The organism is Halobacillus sp. Marseille-P3879 (assembly GCF_900240285.1).
Classification (GTDB): domain Bacteria; phylum Bacillota; class Bacilli; order Bacillales; family Halobacillaceae; genus Halobacillus_A.
This window is the reverse complement of sequence record NZ_OESS01000005.1, coordinates 1-16998: the sequence shown is the minus strand read 5'-3', so window position 1 is coordinate 16998 and position 16998 is coordinate 1. Positions and strand designations below refer to the sequence as shown.

Sequence of the window (16998 nt, the reverse complement as noted above, 5' to 3'; positions counted from 1 at the left end):
GAGGTATATAGAATATGGCACGTAAAGGAAACACTCGTAGTCGTAAACGTCGCGTGAAAAAGAATATTGAGAGCGGAGTGGCTCACATTCGCTCTACTTTTAACAATACGATCGTATCGATCACCGACGTTCAAGGTAACGTAATCACTTGGAGCAGTGCTGGATCCCTTGGTTTCAAAGGTTCTCGTAAGTCTACTCCATTTGCTGCACAAATGGCTTCTGAAGCCGCTGCGAAAGACGCTATGGACAACGGAATGAAGACTATTGAAGTTACAGTTAAAGGTCCTGGCGCTGGCCGTGAAGCAGCAATTCGTTCTCTACAAGCCGTTGGACTTGAGATCACTGCAATCCGTGACGTGACTCCAGTACCACACAACGGTTGCCGTCCGCCAAAACGTCGTCGCGTATAAAAATTCTGAATAGAATTTGTAACCCTGTCTATAATGGGGTATTATAGCTTGTAAATAGCATCGCCACAGACAGTCATAATGAGTCTTGAAATTGGGACTGCCTACCTGAGGAATTTCGGTTAGACCAGATTGTCTAACCGAGGTTTCGACGTTTTGAAGGAGGGTTTTGTTTAAATGATCGAAATTGAAAAGCCAAAAATTGAACCGGTTGAGATCAGCAGTGATTCCACATTCGGTAAATTCGTCGTTGAACCGCTTGAGCGTGGATATGGTACAACACTAGGTAACTCCTTACGTCGTATTTTGTTATCCTCACTACCAGGTGCCGCCGTTACATCTGTCCAAATCGATGGAGTTCTTCATGAATTCTCTACGATTGAAGGTGTCGTTGAAGATGTGACAACCGTGGTACTGAATCTAAAGAAACTAGCTTTGAAGATTTATTCCGATGAAGAGAAGACTTTAGAGATTGATGTACAGACAGAAGGTAAGGTAACTGCAGCAGATATTACGCACGATAGTGATGTAGAAGTTCTAAACCCAGACCTTCATATTGCTACACTGGACAGTAACACACCGCTGCGTATGCGTATTACGGCTGAGCGTGGCCGAGGATATCGTCCAGCTGAAGGAAACAACCATGATGATTTACCAATTGGAGTAATTCCAGTTGATTCTATTTTCACACCAGTTTCTCGTGTAACGTATCAAGTAGAGAACACACGGATCGGTCAAACTTCAAACTTTGATAAGTTGACTTTGGATGTATGGACTGATGGAAGCATCCGTCCTGAAGAAGCCATCTCACTTGGAGCAAAAATCTATATGGAACACCTCAATATCTTTGTCGGCCTGACTGACGAAGCTCAAAAAGCTGAAATCATGGTTGAAAAAGAAGAGGACCAAAAAGAAAAAGTTCTTGAGATGACAATCGAAGAGCTTGATTTGTCTGTTCGTTCTTATAACTGCTTGAAACGTGCAGGAATTAATACCGTTCAAGAGCTTGCGAATAAATCAGAGGACGACATGATGAAAGTTCGTAACCTCGGTCGTAAATCTCTTGAAGAAGTGAAGCACAAACTAGATGAGCTCGGACTAGGTTTAAGAAAAGAAGACTAATGGATCAGTTACATCTAAGAGATTCCTAAAAGGGAGGGATATTCCATGGCTAGAAAATTAGGACGTACTACTGATAAACGTATGGCGCTGCTTCGCAACTTAGCTACAGACTTGATCATTCATGAACGTATTGAGACCACAGAAGCTAAAGCGAAAGAGCTTCGTTCTGTTGTAGAGAAGATGATTACACTAGGCAAGCGTGGTGATTTACACGCGCGCCGTCAAGCTGAATCATTCCTTTATAAAGCTGATGCTAATGAAGAAGGAGACCAAACAGCCCTTCAAAAGCTGTTCTCTGACATTGCACCACGCTATGAGGAACGCCAAGGTGGTTACACTCGCGTGCTTAAGCTAGGCGAGCGCCAGGGTGACGGAGCAAAAATGGCGATCATTGAACTCGTTTAATATCTCCATTTTTAATGGGTGTAAAGGGCAGGAAGAGAATCTCTACAAGAGGTTTACTTCAGCCCTTTTTTTATTGCCTTCATTTAGTAAAATAGGAAATGTGTCGGAAATAATAGATACATGTTGAAATATATTTCCCGGGAAATTAGTAGAGCGGAGGATACTAAATGAAACAGAGTCAGATTGAGTTTAAAAATGTCTCTTTCCGTTATCAAGACGATATGCCCTGGGCATTAAAAGATGTGAGCTTTACCATTCATGCCAATGAGTGGGTTGCTATCATCGGCCACAATGGCTCCGGTAAATCAACGATTGCGAAACTAATGAATGGATTACTCTTCCCTCAAGAAGGAGAAATCTATGTTGATGGTCAGCTGGTGAGTCAAGAAACCATTTGGGATGTTCGTAAAAACGTGGGAATGGTTTTTCAAAACCCAGACAACCAATTTGTTGGTACAACGGTAAGAGATGATGTTGCCTTTGGTATGGAGAATCACGGGATGCCGAGGAAACTGATGATTGACCGGATTACGGAAAGTTTATCCGCCGTAGGTATGAGTGAATATGAATACCATGAACCTCATCGGCTCTCTGGCGGGCAAAAGCAGCGTGTGGCTATTGCCAGCGTGCTTGCTGTGTCTCCGAAGTACATTATTTTAGATGAAGCCACGGCCATGCTTGATCCAAAAGGGAGAAAAGAAATATTAAATACTGTCCTTGATGTTCAAGAACAGAGAAACCTTGCATTAGTAACAATTACCCATGACTTGGCAGAAGTCACCCAAGCCGATCGTGTAATGGTCATGAACGAGGGTGAAGTTTGGTTTGAAGCCGAACCGAGAGAAGTGTTTTCAAAGCAAGAGCAGTTGCAAGAGATTGGCTTAGATACTCCATTAGTAACAAAACTGGCAGAGGAGCTTCAGTCTGTTGGTCTTAACCTTACACGTGAGCCACTTAATCACCAGGAGTTATTGGAGGAATTATGGACATTACGTTCAAGAATGTAAGCTATACGTATCAGCCAAACAGCCCTTTTGAATATAAAGCATTACATGACCTCTCTTTCCATATCGACTCCGGGTCTTTTGTGGCTGTCATCGGACATACTGGATCTGGTAAATCAACGTTGATCCAGCACTTAAACGGTTTACTGCAGCCGACAGAAGGTTCAGTTGCTATAGGTCCTTACCAGCTTTCAGCTGACGAAAAAAACAAACGGCTTCGTGAGCTCCGTGAGAAAGTAGGAGTGGTGTTTCAATATCCTGAACATCAACTCTTTGAAGAAACAGTCAAAAAAGATATCGCTTTTGGACCAGCAAACTTTGGAGTGGATGAAGCAGAGATTGAAAAACGTACAAGAGAAGCTATAGAGTCGGTTCATTTGGATGAGTCTCTGTTAGCCCGGTCGCCGTTTGATTTAAGTGGAGGTCAAATGCGGCGTGTTGCCATAGCTGGAGTGCTGGCGATGAATCCTGAAGTGCTTGTATTAGATGAGCCTACGGCTGGTTTGGACCCCAGAGGGCAAAAGGAAATTATGAACATGTTCTCACGTCTTCATCAGGAGAAGCAGTTAACTACTGTGCTGGTTACTCACAGCATGGAAGATGCCCTTGCCTATGCGGATCATGTTATCATTCTTAACCATGGGGAAATATATAAAGAAGGGGATCCGATTGAATTATTTAAACAAAAGGAAGCCCTTCAGGATGTTCAACTTGATGTTCCAGAGATTATAGAGTTTATAGCTAAGGTCAGGGATCAATTTAATGTTCAATATTCCTATGATGGTCAGTCAATAACTGAATTAGCAAAACAACTCGCACGACTGGTTAAAGGAGGGCGCGATCATGAGTAGTACGATGATGATCGGCCAATACATCCCGGGCAGGTCTGTTGTCCACCGGCTGGATCCCCGGACGAAAATTGCTATTATCTTTTTGTTTGTTGTGATCGTATTTTTTGCTAATTCTGTTATGAGTTATGGATTGTTGACTTTATTTTCTGTAGGAAGTGCTTTCGCTACAAGAATAAAAGTCCGCTATATTTTAAAGGGGTTAAAGCCTGTCTGGTTTTTGATTGCTTTTACGTTCCTGCTCCATCTGTTTGTCACGAGGGAAGGGGAAGTGATCGCAACGATAGCGGGGTGGGACCTTTATCGTGAAGCCGTCCTTCAGGGAGCAACCATTTCCCTTAGGTTTTTTCTGCTGATAATGGTGACCTCCTTGCTCACGTTAACAACCACTCCGATTGAAATTACTGATGCGATTGAGCACTTATTGGGACCTTTAAAGAAAGTACGTTTTCCTGTCCACGAATTAGCTTTAATGATGTCTATTTCACTGCGTTTTATCCCGACGCTTATGCAGGAAACAGAGAAAATCTCCAAAGCTCAGGCTTCTCGGGGAGTAGATTTCCGTACAGGCTCGTTTAAAGACCGTATAAAGGCGATTATCCCACTTTTAGTACCATTGTTCGTCAGCGCGTTTAAAAGGGCTGAGGAGCTGGCTATGGCCATGGAGGCGCGTGGTTATAAAGGTGGCGAAGGAAGAACAAAATTAAGAGAGTTACAGATTGGCCGCATTGATTATGTAATCAGTGGAATTTTTCTCTTCGTATTGATCGGATTATTTATAACTAGGACTTGATCTGGAGGAAGACAAGATGCACCGTTTAAAATGTACAGTTCAGTATGACGGCACCCGATACGCAGGTTATCAAGTCCAGCCTAATGGACATACTGTTCAAGAAGAACTTGAAAAAGCCTTAACAAAAATGCACAAAGGCAGGAGGGTGAAGGTTACGGCTTCCGGCCGGACAGATTCGGGTGTGCATGCCAGAGGCCAGGTTATTCATTTTGACACTGACCTCCATATACCTGCATCGAACTGGAAGAGGGCGCTTGCTTCCATGCTGCCGCCAGACATTCACGTTGCTCATGCAGAGCAGGTAGATAATGATTTTCATGCCCGATACGATACGACAGGCAAAGAATATCGATACTTTGTATGGAATAGCCAGGAACCTGATATTTTCCGTCGAAACTTCACTTATCACATAAAGATGCCTCTCCAACTTGAAGCTATGAAAACGGCATGCCGGCTTATTGAAGGAGAACATGATTTTACTTCATTCTGCTCGTCACGGACCGATGTAAAAGGCAGTAAAGTGAGAACAATCCACCAGGCCTCCATTGAGAAGAATGGGGATGAACTGACGTTTGTTTTTAAAGGGAGCGGCTTTCTTTATAACATGGTGAGGATTCTGGTAGGCACGTTATTGGAAGTCGGAAGAGGTGAGCGGAAACCGGAGGATTTAAAAGCAATAATAGAAGCTGGAAACCGGGAGGCTGCGGGTAAAACTGCTCCACCTCATGGTTTGTTTTTATGGAAAGTCGATTATTAATTGGTACTATAATCGGAACCAGGTACCGAAAAAAATATGGTTCTATGATTTTTATATTGCCTTTCGGTACCTGGTAACGGAAAAGAGAGAAAAAAACAACGTTTCCTTGCGTTTAGACCCTTGACATCCGGGACAAGAGTGTTATATTATATTCTATGGCATTTTATTTCTATACCACGGTTAGCCCCGGAAACTAATCGTATCTTGAGATAAATAAACAATGAAACTGTTTTTGTGAAATTAACCATTCAGGAGGGAAACCGATATGCGCACAACTTTCATGGCAAATGAAAACAACGTGGACCGCAAATGGTACGTAGTGGATGCTGCAGGGCAAACACTTGGCCGTCTGGCAAGCGAAGTTGCTGCGATCCTTCGCGGTAAAAATAAACCTACGTATACTCCACATGTTGATACTGGCGATCACGTTATCATTATCAATGCAGGAGAAATCGAACTTACTGGTAACAAAATCAATGATAAGATTTATTACCGTCACTCAAATCACCCAGGTGGTTTGAAGCAGCGTACAGCTTACGAAATGCGTACAAAATACCCTGAGCAAATGCTTGAGCTTGCTGTTAAAGGTATGCTGCCTAAAGGTAGTCTTGGACGCAAAATGGGCAAGAAACTTCATGTATACGCTGGATCTGAGCATAAGCATGAAGCACAACAACCAGAAGTTTACGAACTTCGCGGATAAATAAAAAAAGGGAGGTAATCGAGAGTGGCACAAGTACAATACTCCGGTACTGGACGTCGTAAAAAGTCAACAGCTCGTGTACGTCTTGTTCCAGGAACTGGTCGTGTAGTAGTAAATAAGCGTGATGCTGAAGACTTTTTCCCATATGAAACACTTCGTACGATTCTGAAGCAGCCTCTAGCTGTTACAGAAACTGAAGGAAACTATGATGTATATGTAAACGTAGATGGTGGAGGTTTCACCGGTCAAGCTGGTGCAATCCGTCACGGAATCGCTCGTGCTCTGCTTCAAGCAGATCCAGAATACCGTACACCACTTAAGCGCGCAGGACTTCTAACGCGTGACGCACGTATGAAAGAGCGTAAGAAATACGGTCTTAAAGGTGCTCGTCGTGCTCCACAGTTCTCTAAGCGTTAATATCTTTTATCGAAAAAAAGCTCTTTTCCTTTCATCAGGAAAAGAGTTTTTTTATAGTCACGGGAATTTGCCAACCAGTCCTATCATCCCCATAATAAGGCCCCGGGCTGGTTGTGCGCCCGGGGCAGCTTAATTATTTATATAGCAGGTACTGTTTACGGATTTTCTTAAATTCGTCTAACTCCTCTTCCCACTCGGCTTGAATTTCTTCAACAGAATCTCCATCTTCAATCGCTTCCCGTACCCAGCCGTTTCCAATCAGGTTATCGAAGAAGGAAACGCCGTTCGAATTTTCAGCTCTGAATTCGAAGTTATCCGGGTACATGTCGTGAATCGTCTTCACAATGTGGAGTCCTGTTTCCACAGGCTGATAAGACTCTTCGTGTGTCACATGAATCTCAACTCCGTTACTTAATTCTCCCTGATGCTTGGAAAAGCTCGGAGTAAATGAAGCAGCACGAAAAGTGACGCCTGGTAACTCCAATTCGTTCAGCTCTGCGGCCAGCTCTGTACTGTTAATGAATGGAGCCCCTATCAGCTCAAACGGCTGAGTGGTTCCTCGGCCTTCGGATACATTTGTACCTTCAATAAGAGCTGCTCCTGGATAAACGAGGGCGGTGTCTGTCGTCGGCATATTAGGTGAAGGGGCTACGAATTCAAGCGGTGTATCATCATAGTACATATCACGCTTCCATTTATTCATCTCTACCACTGTTAAGTCCGCGCCGATTTCAAATTCTTCATTAAAAAGCTGGGCAAGCTCCCCAACAGTCATACCATGACGAAGCGGGATTTCATAGTTTCCAACAAAAGACTTGTAATCTTCTTCTAATACCGGTCCTTCCACTTTATCGCCGCTTAATGGGTTAGGACGGTCCAGTACGACAAAAGGAATATCGTTTTCCTGGGCGGCTTCCATCGCGTAAGCCATAGTATAGATGTAAGTATAGAAGCGGGTTCCTACATCCTGGATGTCAAAGAGCAATACGTCGATATCTTCCAGCATTTCCGGAGTGGGCTTACGTGTTTCTCCATATAAACTGTAAACAGGCAGTCCAGTTTGTTCATCGGTGTAGTATTCTACATATTCACCGGCCTGCGCACTTCCGCGGACACCGTGTTCAGGGCCATAAAGGGCAGTCAGGTCTACATCAGGATCCTCATGCAGGATATCAACGATACTGTTTAAGTCTTTATCGACACCTGTAGGGTTGGTGATTAACCCAACGTTTTTTCCGTCAATCAAATCTTTTTCATCATCGAGTAAAACTTCAACACCAAGCTGGAAGTTCTTATGTTTACCTTTTTGCTTTCCGTTGTTTTGTCCTTTTTCTGCAAAAACGACCGTAAATGTAGAGAGGATGAGCACTAACATGAGCATACCGATTAAGGGTTTCTTCACGTGATCTACACTCCTTTTAAAAATTAGGGAAGGGAGGAAAGGATCTCCCTTCGATTAATAATTCAATCCATGGCCAAAGTCGTATAACGGTTCTTCATTTTCCCCCGGAATTGTAACAGGGAGAGTTCCTGACGGATTATTTTCTCCAAAGATTACAGCAGCGGTGGAATCAAAGCTTGATTGATTAAAACCATACTGTGCAAGGTAGGCGTCCACTTGCGGATAAGCCATAACATCATAAGGATTACGGATTCCTACCCCGGTAACCGGAACGTCCAATTCTTCGATCAGCTGGTTAACGAGCTGCATTTGAGCGCTGTCTTCGTCTCGGCCTGCTACGTTGAAAGTATATGAACCTGCGATAATGTGATCGAATTCTTTCATTTGCTCCAGCTGTTCGTCGCTCAGTGGTCCCGAGGCTTCAATTAATTCCGTATTTTTATGGTGGTTCTGGACGGAATCATATAAACTGCTGATATAAGTGTTGCCTACGACAGCAATTTTCTCGTTGCTGCCTGCCTCTAAAGGTAAAAGGTCCTCATTTTTGAGAAGCGTAATCGATTGGTCTGAGGCTTCTTTTTCAACATCTTTATGGGCGTCGGAACCAACAGTTTCTTCAGCATTTGCAATAATCTCCTCTAAGTCGGGAGCAGACTCTGCTTTAATAATGCCACGCTTCAATTTTAAAGATAGAATTCTTTCAACTGATTTTTCAATTCGTTCTTCGCTGATTTCACCTGTGGCTACAGCTTCTAATAATCCATCAGCTACTTCTTCAAGCCCGACCGGCATTAGCACAATGTCGGTGCCTGCATTAACAGCACGTATGACAGCCTCCACGGAACCGAAGTGGTCAGTAATGGCCTTCATATTAAGAGCATCTGTAATGATTAAGCCGTCGTAACCCATTTCTTCCCGCATTAAGTCTGTGAGAACTTTAGGAGATAGTGTTGCAGGCAGAGTGACTTCTGTACCGTCTTGTTTGGAAGTAACAGTAGTGTTATCAATTTTAGGGAAGGTAACGTGTGCTGTCATAACAGCATCAATGTCAGCTTCCATAGCCTGCTGAAATGGATAGAGTTCTACATCCATTAATCGATCAATTTCATGAGGAACTTCAGGCAGTCCCAGGTGGGAGTCCACGTCTGTATCTCCGTGTCCTGGGAAGTGCTTCGCTGTGGCAGCCACCCCTGTGCTTTGCAGTCCTCTCGTATAAGCAATCCCTAAATCAGCTACAAGTTCAGGGTCTTCACCAAACGAACGAGTACCGATGACCGGATTATCCGGGTTGTTGTTGACGTCCATCACTGGAGCAAGATTCATGTTAATGCCGAGGGATTCCAGTTCAGCCCCGATAGCAGCTCCGACTCTTTCCCCAATCTCGGTAGAACGCGTGGCACCGAGCGCCATATTTCCAGGCATATCGGTTCCTGATTGCAGACGAGTGACTATTCCGCCTTCCTGGTCAATGGTCATAAGCAGACCGTATTTCTCGGAAGCTTCCTGGTAATCTGCAACTAATTCAGCAGTTTGCTCGGTCGTGACGACGTTTTCTCTAAATAAAATCACACCACCGAGATGGTAATCCTTCACGGTCTGCTCAATCTCCGGGAGCATTTCTGTGACATTTTCGCCATCCCAATTTCTAAAGTCAGGCATTAACATCTGACCGATTTTTTCGTTGATCGTCATTTCTTCTATGGCCTGGTCAATCAAATCGTAACGTTTCCCATCTTCTTTAACGATCTGTCCTTCAAAGTCAGGCTTGCCTTTTTGTCCTTTAGCTGGCTTATGGTCAATGGCGATACGATCTTTATTCGTGCCGTCAGAGACAGAAATGAAGGTGCGGCCATTTTGACCTGAAAGAGTGACGGTTCCTTCTTCGTCCACAGTGGCAACATTTTTATTGGAAGAAGACCAATTCACATTCGAGTTGTCAGCTTCTGTAAAGTGACCGTCCTCATAAACATTTAAAGGTGTAAGTTTTAATTCATTCCCTGTAAACTCAGGATCCGTCTCCGGAACATTTTCTAATAAAATTAAATCGTCTTTTCCCTCGTGAGTGTCAGCTGAGGCTTTTTGAGGGGCAAGGGGACTAATAACAAGCGCTGCAATGATCAATAATATTGAATGTCGATGTCGTAATCGCTTCATTATTCATTTTCGCTCCCTTATTTATTAATAAGCTCTCTTTTCCCAATCATTTGAAGTCCAATTGAGAGAAGCCGACGAGTTGATATTCAAGTTTGTGACATACCATCCTCTGCCATTCGTATTGTCGTCAGTTTCATAACGGAAGCGAACGTATTCTGTATCTGCCGGCAATTCAGCTTCATGCTGCTCCCATGATTGGCTGTTTCCTGTGAATGGGGAAGTGATTTCTGTCCAGGTTTCCCCGTCTTCAGACGCTTCAATGTAACCGTAATCATAATCGGATTCAATCCTATACCATGTATCGAAGCTGAGTGTTGTGGATTCGGTAGTGTCCACTTTCGCTGTCATGGTTCGTTCTAAATTATCTCCGTAGCCTGAGAACCATGCCCCTTCTTCCGTCGGCATGTCTATCGGAATCGCATCCGCTACTTGCCTTGCAAAAAGCTGGCGGGTGGGGTTCGTGGAAACAGTGTCTCTCGTTGGATGCACACGGTTCGTTAGAAGGATTGCCATTGTTTGGTTTTCTGGATTCAATACCATGGACGTCCCTGTAAAACCAGTATGACCTAGAGTAGTAGCATCCGTTAAAGCATCCATGTACCATCCTTGTGACAGCTCCCAGCCAAGTCCGTGTTCATTTCCGGGGAACTCAGGGATACGGTTTTCGGTTAAACGTTCGATTGTTTCAGCTTCAAGGATCTGTTTACCGCCGTATCGACCGTCGTTTAAGTACATATGGCCAAGCTTTGCCAGGTCTTCAGCTGTTGAGAAGATACCGGCATGTCCAGCTACTCCGCCTAAAGACCATGCATTTTCATCATGTACTTCTCCCCATACCATTCCGCGGTCTACTACCGGCTGGTATTCTGTTGCTGCGATGCGGTCTTTAAGTTCCTGAGGTGGATTGTACATTGTATCTCTCATAGCAAGAGGATCTGTAATGTTTTCTTTTACAAATTCGTCTAAACGTTGTCCAGAAATGCGTTCAATGATGGAGGCGAGTGTAATCATATTTAAGTCACTATAGGTGTATGTAGATCCTGGTGGGTTATCGAGCGGATGTTCATAAACATATTGGAGGCGGTCTTCCCTGGATTCGCCTTGAGAGTATAAAGGCACCCAGGCGACAAATCCTGAAGTATGTGTCATTAATTGTTCGATCGTTACATTTTCTTTGCCATTCTGCGCAAATTCGGGAATATGTTTGGCTACGGGATCATCTAATTTAAAGTGGCCCTCCTCATATAACTTCATCGCCGCAGTAGCTGTGAAAATTTTGCTGATGGAAGCGACATCAAATATAGTGTCTTTCTCCATATTTAAAGCCTGTTCTGCTTCTGTGCCATCATCATCCTTATAGAGGTAGGAATTACCGTAGGCTTCATGTTGAGCGATGTGTCCTTTACGAGCAACCAGGGTAACAGCTCCAGGCATAGCCCCTTCAGATATTTTCGTTTCCAGCACAGAATCAATCTCCTGCAAGGGTTCTGCCATTAATCCAGCTCCTTTTACGGAACCAGGGTGCAGAACGGGAGAAGAAGGACCGGGGTCGCTCCATCTAAAGTTTGGATGTGGTTTCTCTTGAGACTTCTTATGGTTTCGTTCTTCCATAGTAGGTTTGTTCAGCTCGTTCGCTTGGACACTCCTCTCTTCTTGAATAGGGTATAACAGGGACGTAAGTATGACGGTGGGCAGGATAATCGATGCAGCTTTTTTATTCATAAACTCCTCCTTTCAGATATCGACAATAGGACCAAGGACTTTTTCCCTTATGAATCCTATGTTAATGAATATTAATATAGATGTCTATACCACATAAGTCGCAAAGTTTTTAGAATATTACAAATATCGACAAGTTTACCTAGGTCCTTTGGTGTGTTTTTATTTCAGGCATTCAAGCTTTTATTCATAAATTTAATTCTTGTCCCATATAGTGAGCTACAAGGGTAAGGGAGTGTATGGGATATGCTGACTCGACGGTTAAAAACAATCACATGGTTTATTGCCATCTTAATCTGTGTAGGTTTGATTGCCATTCCTGTACAGGAAGTAAAAGATACGATGCAATCCTGGTCGTCTCCACTGTTTGGCAAGGTAGTTGTCATTGACCCTGGACATGGCGGTCCTGATGCAGGGGCAAGTGGATCAAATGGAACTGAAGAAAAAGTGATTACACTTAATATGTCCCATTATTTAAGGGATTATCTACAGGAAGCGGGGGCGATTGTTTATTTAACCCGTGAGGATGATCGTGACTTATCGGACGATCCAATATCAACGAAATACGGAAGCTTATCAGCCCGCAAAGCTGAAGATATTCGTAACCGGATTGATATTATCAATGATTCGGATGCTGATCTTTATGTCAGTATCCATTTAAATGCCAGTACGTCCTCTGGATGGAGAGGAGCACAGACTTTTTTTAATCCAAATAAAGAAGACAGTAAGCGTTTGGCTAAAACCGTACAGGATGAAATTCGTGATAATCTGGAGAATACAAATAGAAAACCAGCAGGATTAAGAAATATATACATTTTAAAACATGCTGACCCACCTGGTGTATTAGTAGAAGGAGGGTTTCTTTCCAACCCACAGGAAAGGGAGCTGCTGGAAAGTGAAGATTATCAAAGAAAGGTAGCAGCCTCGATCTATAGAGGAATTTTAAAATATACGACAGACGAATAATTTTCTTGAATTGTGCAAATTACTTAGAAAGCGTTTCATGTATGTTATACTTGCACTGTTGAAACATTTTCTAAGGAAGGTGACCCATGTGCTTACTCAGGAAAAAGTATTAGAGATCCTTCACTCGGTCGAGGATCCGTTTTTACATAAAACGTTAGAAGAAACCGGCGGAGTAGAGGAAATTAAGATAAAAGAAGAGAAGAACCACGTTAGTGTGAAGGTTCTAATCGCTAAGACCAATACAGCTGAGCAAATGGAGCTGCAGAAAAAAATTGTTGATGCGTTAAAGAGTGGCGGAGCAGCTACTGTTGGTCTAAGATTTGATAAGCTTCCGGACGATGTAATTGAAAAGTATCAGCCGGCTGCGGAACAGGAGCAGGAAGCCTCTCTGCTGGGCGGTAATACAGGGACGAAATTTATCTCTATTGCCAGCGGAAAAGGCGGTGTTGGAAAATCTACCGTTACGGTGAATTTAGCTGTAGCATTGACTCGCTTAGGGAAAAAGGTTGGTATCATTGATGCTGACATTTACGGATTCAGCGTTCCGGACATGATGGGGGTGGAAGAACGCCCGGTTGTCCGTGGAGAAAAAATTATCCCGGTTGAACGCTTTGGGGTTAAGCTTGTCTCGATGGGTTTTTTTGTAGAGGATAACTCTCCGATTGTCTGGCGTGGTCCAATGCTCGGGAAAATGCTGACGAGCTTTTTTAAAGAGGTAGAATGGGGAGAACTGGACTATCTTCTGCTTGATTTACCACCAGGTACAGGCGACGTGGCGATGGACGTCCATTCCTTGCTGCCATCTTCAAAAGAGATTATAGTAACGACACCGCACCCTACGGCGGCTTTTGTAGCAGCTCGTGCGGGGCAGATGGCTATTAAGATGGAACATGATATCTTAGGTGTTGTTGAAAATATGGCATATTTCGAAAGTAAAGAAACTGGAAATAAAGAATTTGTTTTTGGCCGCGGCGGTGGTGTGAAGCTTGCTGATGAACTGAAGACAGATGTATTAGGGCACATCCCTCTACAGCAGCCATATGAGGATGAGGAGGTTTTTGCTCCATCCGTATACCAGGAAGATCATCCAACAGGTATGGTATACCGAAACATGGCAGCTAAAATTGTTGATAAACTCTCTAAATAAATTTAAAACACGCAGTCAGTTTTGGCTGCGTGTTTTAATGGTGAGGAAGGCTTTTTATTCTTCCTGACCGCCTTGTCCAGAAGATCCTTCTTCGCCTCCGCCATTTCCACCTTCACCTTCACCGCCGCCTCCACTTTGCATTTCTTCAGCGGCTTTTAGAAGGGTTTCGCTCATTTTTGCCTGGAATACAGGGTTATTTAAAGTTTCTTCGATCGTCTTTTCTAAGTGACCTCTAAACTTCTGTCCCTGCATTACTTCAAGCATTTTTTCCATCATCTCCGGATTTTGATATAACTCGATTAATGAGGCCTGATATTCAGAATCCTTCATAAGGCCTTTCATTAGATCTTCCTGTTCCTCTTGAACAACTTTACTGAACTCTTGGACGAACGATGGATCTGAAAATAAATTGCTCCAGAACTTCTTTCCTTCTTCAGAAAGAAGGGTTTCCTTTACAGCACTTGATACATCTTCTGACTCCAATGCTAGTTCCTGCTTCATCTTCTCATCAGAAAGCACTTCCATTAAAGCCTTTTGTCCGTCATCTGTTTTTAATATGTCGACCATCATTTTCTTTGTGGTATCATAATCCGTTTGCTCGGTGGCACCTGAACTGCCATTACAAGCGGCCAGGAAAACAACGAGTATTATGGGACAAATGATTCGTAAAATGGACATTTTAAATGTCCCCTTTCTTTTGTTTTCCCTTACCTTTAATATGTACGCATGTGAAAAAAATATGCGAGCTTAAGGAAAATCAAAAGCCTTCATGGTAAAATACGAGAGGGAATAAAAAGCATTAGGGGGAAAAAACGTGAACAGTCGTAAATGGGTACGGTTATTTTTAACGACGCTGTTAATTGGCGGAGTATTAACCTTGTTATCCAGCTTTATTATTAAAAGTACTTCTTATGCTGAAGTGTTTCAACCATTCCAGATGTTTGAACTGCTCGGCTTATTGTTATTTTTTTCAGGATTAGGGTTTATTTTTAGTATTGTTAGTCAAATGGGGTTTTTCGCTTACTTAACGATTCATCAGTTTGGTAAAGGTGTCTTTCGTGGAAGCTGGACGTGGATTCAATTGTTTTTAGTAGCTTTTACGATTTTTGATTTAATTTATTTTCGCTATCAAGCTGCAGAGAATGGCTCTGTATGGCCTTATGTTTTCACAGCTTTTGGTTTACTTATAGTTTCTTTAATTGTGTCTTATATTAAAGCGAAAGAAACGAATCGTCAGGCTTTTATACCTGCGTTATTTTTTATGGTTGTAGTTACGACAGTGGAATGGGTGCCGGCATTACGTGCGGCCTCTGCAGATTATGTCTGGCTTATGATAATCCCGCTTGTCGTATGTAATGCGTATCAACTATTATTGCTGCACCGGCTCACCTCGGAAAAACCGGCAAAATAAAGTGAAGAGAGCTGCTTAAAATCTGCAGCTCTCTTTTTATTCAACTTGTGTAATTTTCGCTTTACTGCCATTAACTAACTCAGTAATTGTAGCAAATTCTAAATCCTTCTGTTTTAAGCCCGGCAAAACAACCTCCAAAGCTTTATCTGTTTGTTTAACGGAGTCCGAAGCATGGAATAAAATAATATCGCCCTTGCTCGTTTCATCCAGAACCTGATCTATAATCTGATTGGTTCCGGGGTTCTCCCAATCCCTGGGATTAACACTCCACTGGATGGCTTCAAGCTCTTGGGCGTCAATGATTTCTAATATTTCTTTGTTATATTGCCCATGGGGAGGACGAATCCACTGAATATCCTCGAATCCTAGTTTTTCAAACGCCTCTTGTGCTTTTTCTATATCCTGTGTAATTTCCTGAGGTTCCAATTTGGAGTAACTAGTATAGGCATAACCCATCATCGCAATTTCATGTTCCCCCTCATGGATACTCTTTACAATATCAGGGTGACGTTCCGCCCATTCTCCGCTGAGGAAGAAAGTTGCTTTTGCATCATGAGCTTCCAGCTTCTTTAGGATATCATGGACCTTGTTATTTCCCCAGCTTATATTAAATGTTAAAGAAACAAATGGATGTTCCTCACTTCCCTGTGACAAAGCTCGAGGTTCGCCATCACTGGAAAAAACAGCAATTTGAGTTCTCTGCCCCACCCACATTAAAACTGCACAGAATAATGCAATAAAGACAATAATCCCATAGCGTTTAATGATATCTATTTTGTTTGTCAAAAAACTCATCTCTCCGCACCCCTTATTATAAAACCTCTATAATAAATACCTATGAAAAAAAGGACAACCTATGCTATAAATCCTGAAAAAAGGGTAAAAATAAAAAGAAGTTGCTTGATTGGGAGGGTCACAGATGTATGGACTTATGCTGAATAAGCAGGAACATCAAGAATTAGAATATTTATTGAAGAGAGAAATGGAAGAAATAACGCTTGACTTAGGAGATCAAAGAATCGATTCAAACATTAAAGGAGCAATGGAGGAGAGATACGACGTTCTCTTTCGATTATTTAGAAGGTTTGCCAGTGGAGATGAATGTCTGCAGTATATGCCTAAAAGGAAAAAACAGAACTAATTTACTCTATTCCTAAATAGACAACAGCCCTGGCTTTTGTCTATTTTTGTGGAATTAGTTTATCTCGATAGATGAAGGGGAAAATAAATTAATAAAAAATCACGAAAAGTTATTGCGTTCTGTTCAAATTGTATGCTATATTATTAATCGTTGTCAGGAAAGGCGGCCGCATTCAATCCGCCAGCCCGAAAGCGAAAAAATTAATTTTAAAAAAGTTATTGACTTAGAATGGTAACCATGATAAATTAGTTCTTGTCGCTAAAACGACAGCAAACGAAAAATTTGATCTTTGAAAACTGAACGAACCAACCAGTACGTCATTTTTTTCTTTCTATAATATAGAAGGAAGTAAAACAAGCACATTCGGTGTGCAAATGAGCAAGTCATTCTCAACTTTTATGGAGAGTTTGATCCTGGCTCAGGACGAACGCTGGCGGCGTGCCTAATACATGCAAGTCGAGCGCAGGAAACCAGCTGATCCCCTTCGGGGGTGACGCTGGTGGAATGAGCGGCGGACGGGTGAGTAACACGTGGGCAACCTGCCTGTAAGACCGGAATAACCCCGGGAAACCGGGGCTAATGCCGGGTAACACCTTCTCTCG

Annotated in this window: 18 protein-coding genes and 1 rRNA gene; 14 read left to right on the top strand and 5 right to left on the bottom strand. The window is 42.8% G+C overall.

All coding sequences use genetic code 11. From position 1 onward, the window contains the following. The first annotated feature begins 14 nt into the window (after positions 1–14). From rpsK to rpsI, 9 genes are all read left to right on the top strand, one after another. Complete coding sequence (gene rpsK, locus C1A12_RS20205; protein WP_101846991.1) at positions 15–410, top strand: 30S ribosomal protein S11; 396 nt, start codon at positions 15–17, stop codon at positions 408–410. A gap of 174 nt (positions 411–584) precedes the next feature. Continuing rightward, positions 585–1529, top strand: a complete 945-nt coding sequence (locus tag C1A12_RS20200; protein WP_101846989.1) for a DNA-directed RNA polymerase subunit alpha — start codon at positions 585–587, stop codon at positions 1527–1529. A gap of 45 nt (positions 1530–1574) precedes the next feature. Further along, positions 1575–1934 (top strand): 50S ribosomal protein L17, encoded by a 360-nt coding sequence (rplQ, locus tag C1A12_RS20195; protein ID WP_101846987.1) that lies wholly within the window; start codon positions 1575–1577, stop codon positions 1932–1934. Positions 1935–2101: 167 nt separating this feature from the next. Beyond that, the gene (locus C1A12_RS20190; RefSeq protein ID WP_101846985.1) at positions 2102–2941 is read left to right on the top strand and encodes an energy-coupling factor ABC transporter ATP-binding protein; all 840 of its coding nucleotides are present in this window, start codon (positions 2102–2104) and stop codon (positions 2939–2941) included. After that, positions 2917–3789 (top strand): energy-coupling factor ABC transporter ATP-binding protein, encoded by an 873-nt coding sequence (locus C1A12_RS20185; protein ID WP_101846983.1) that lies wholly within the window; start codon positions 2917–2919, stop codon positions 3787–3789. The genes C1A12_RS20190 and C1A12_RS20185 overlap by 25 nt, the downstream gene beginning before the upstream one ends. Then, positions 3782–4579, top strand: coding sequence for an energy-coupling factor transporter transmembrane protein EcfT (locus C1A12_RS20180; RefSeq protein ID WP_101846981.1), 798 nt, complete (start codon positions 3782–3784; stop codon positions 4577–4579). The genes C1A12_RS20185 and C1A12_RS20180 overlap by 8 nt, the downstream gene beginning before the upstream one ends. 16 nt (positions 4580–4595) lie before the next feature. Then, on the top strand, positions 4596–5336 hold the full coding sequence (gene truA, locus C1A12_RS20175) for a tRNA pseudouridine(38-40) synthase TruA (RefSeq protein WP_101846979.1): 741 nt from the start codon (positions 4596–4598) through the stop codon (positions 5334–5336). Between the two features lie 265 nt (positions 5337–5601). Beyond that, a complete protein-coding gene (gene rplM, locus C1A12_RS20170) occupies positions 5602–6039 on the top strand; it encodes a 50S ribosomal protein L13 (RefSeq protein WP_101846978.1) in 438 nt (145 codons plus the stop codon). A gap of 24 nt (positions 6040–6063) precedes the next feature. After that, a complete protein-coding gene (gene rpsI / locus C1A12_RS20165; RefSeq protein ID WP_101846976.1) occupies positions 6064–6456 on the top strand; it encodes a 30S ribosomal protein S9 in 393 nt (130 codons plus the stop codon). A 133-nt stretch (positions 6457–6589) separates the two neighbouring features. Here rpsI and C1A12_RS20160 read toward each other — a convergent pair whose 3' ends face one another. From C1A12_RS20160 to C1A12_RS20150, 3 genes are read right to left on the bottom strand one after another with little or no spacing between them, the layout of a single operon-like run. Continuing rightward, positions 6590–7858, bottom strand: a complete 1269-nt coding sequence (locus C1A12_RS20160) for an exo-beta-N-acetylmuramidase NamZ domain-containing protein (protein WP_101846974.1) — start codon at positions 7856–7858, stop codon at positions 6590–6592. A 54-nt stretch (positions 7859–7912) separates the two neighbouring features. Then, positions 7913–10012 (bottom strand): glycoside hydrolase family 3 protein, encoded by a 2100-nt coding sequence (locus tag C1A12_RS20155; protein WP_101846973.1) that lies wholly within the window; start codon positions 10010–10012, stop codon positions 7913–7915. Positions 10013–10036: 24 nt separating this feature from the next. Beyond that, positions 10037–11734: a serine hydrolase domain-containing protein gene (locus C1A12_RS20150; protein WP_101846971.1), complete on the bottom strand. Its 1698-nt coding sequence runs from the start codon at positions 11732–11734 to the stop codon at positions 10037–10039. Between the two features lie 243 nt (positions 11735–11977). Between C1A12_RS20150 and cwlD the strand changes: the two genes are divergently transcribed. After that, positions 11978–12697: an N-acetylmuramoyl-L-alanine amidase CwlD gene (cwlD, locus tag C1A12_RS20145; RefSeq protein WP_306417026.1), complete on the top strand. Its 720-nt coding sequence runs from the start codon at positions 11978–11980 to the stop codon at positions 12695–12697. Between the two features lie 88 nt (positions 12698–12785). Then, complete coding sequence (locus tag C1A12_RS20140) at positions 12786–13844, top strand: Mrp/NBP35 family ATP-binding protein (protein ID WP_101846970.1); 1059 nt, start codon at positions 12786–12788, stop codon at positions 13842–13844. A gap of 54 nt (positions 13845–13898) precedes the next feature. Here C1A12_RS20140 and gerD read toward each other — a convergent pair whose 3' ends face one another. Further along, positions 13899–14522 carry a spore germination lipoprotein GerD gene (gerD, locus tag C1A12_RS20135; protein ID WP_101846968.1) on the bottom strand — a complete coding sequence of 208 codons (624 nt, stop codon included), beginning with the start codon at positions 14520–14522 and terminating at the stop codon, positions 13899–13901. Between the two features lie 136 nt (positions 14523–14658). Here gerD and C1A12_RS20130 point away from each other — a divergent pair, with 136 nt between their 5' ends. Continuing rightward, on the top strand, positions 14659–15255 hold the full coding sequence (locus tag C1A12_RS20130) for a KinB-signaling pathway activation protein (protein ID WP_101846966.1): 597 nt from the start codon (positions 14659–14661) through the stop codon (positions 15253–15255). Positions 15256–15291: 36 nt separating this feature from the next. Here the strand turns inward: C1A12_RS20130 and pdaB are convergent, their stop codons facing one another. Then, on the bottom strand, positions 15292–16050 hold the full coding sequence (pdaB, locus tag C1A12_RS20125) for a polysaccharide deacetylase family sporulation protein PdaB (protein WP_101846964.1): 759 nt from the start codon (positions 16048–16050) through the stop codon (positions 15292–15294). 124 nt (positions 16051–16174) lie between these two features. On the opposite strand from pdaB, the gene C1A12_RS20120 reads away from it, so the two are divergent. Both C1A12_RS20120 and C1A12_RS20115 read left to right on the top strand, forming a co-directional pair. Next, complete coding sequence (locus C1A12_RS20120; RefSeq protein WP_101846963.1) at positions 16175–16396, top strand: hypothetical protein; 222 nt, start codon at positions 16175–16177, stop codon at positions 16394–16396. A gap of 395 nt (positions 16397–16791) precedes the next feature. Next, positions 16792–16998: ribosomal RNA gene (locus tag C1A12_RS20115) — 16S ribosomal RNA — on the top strand; the annotation flags it as partial.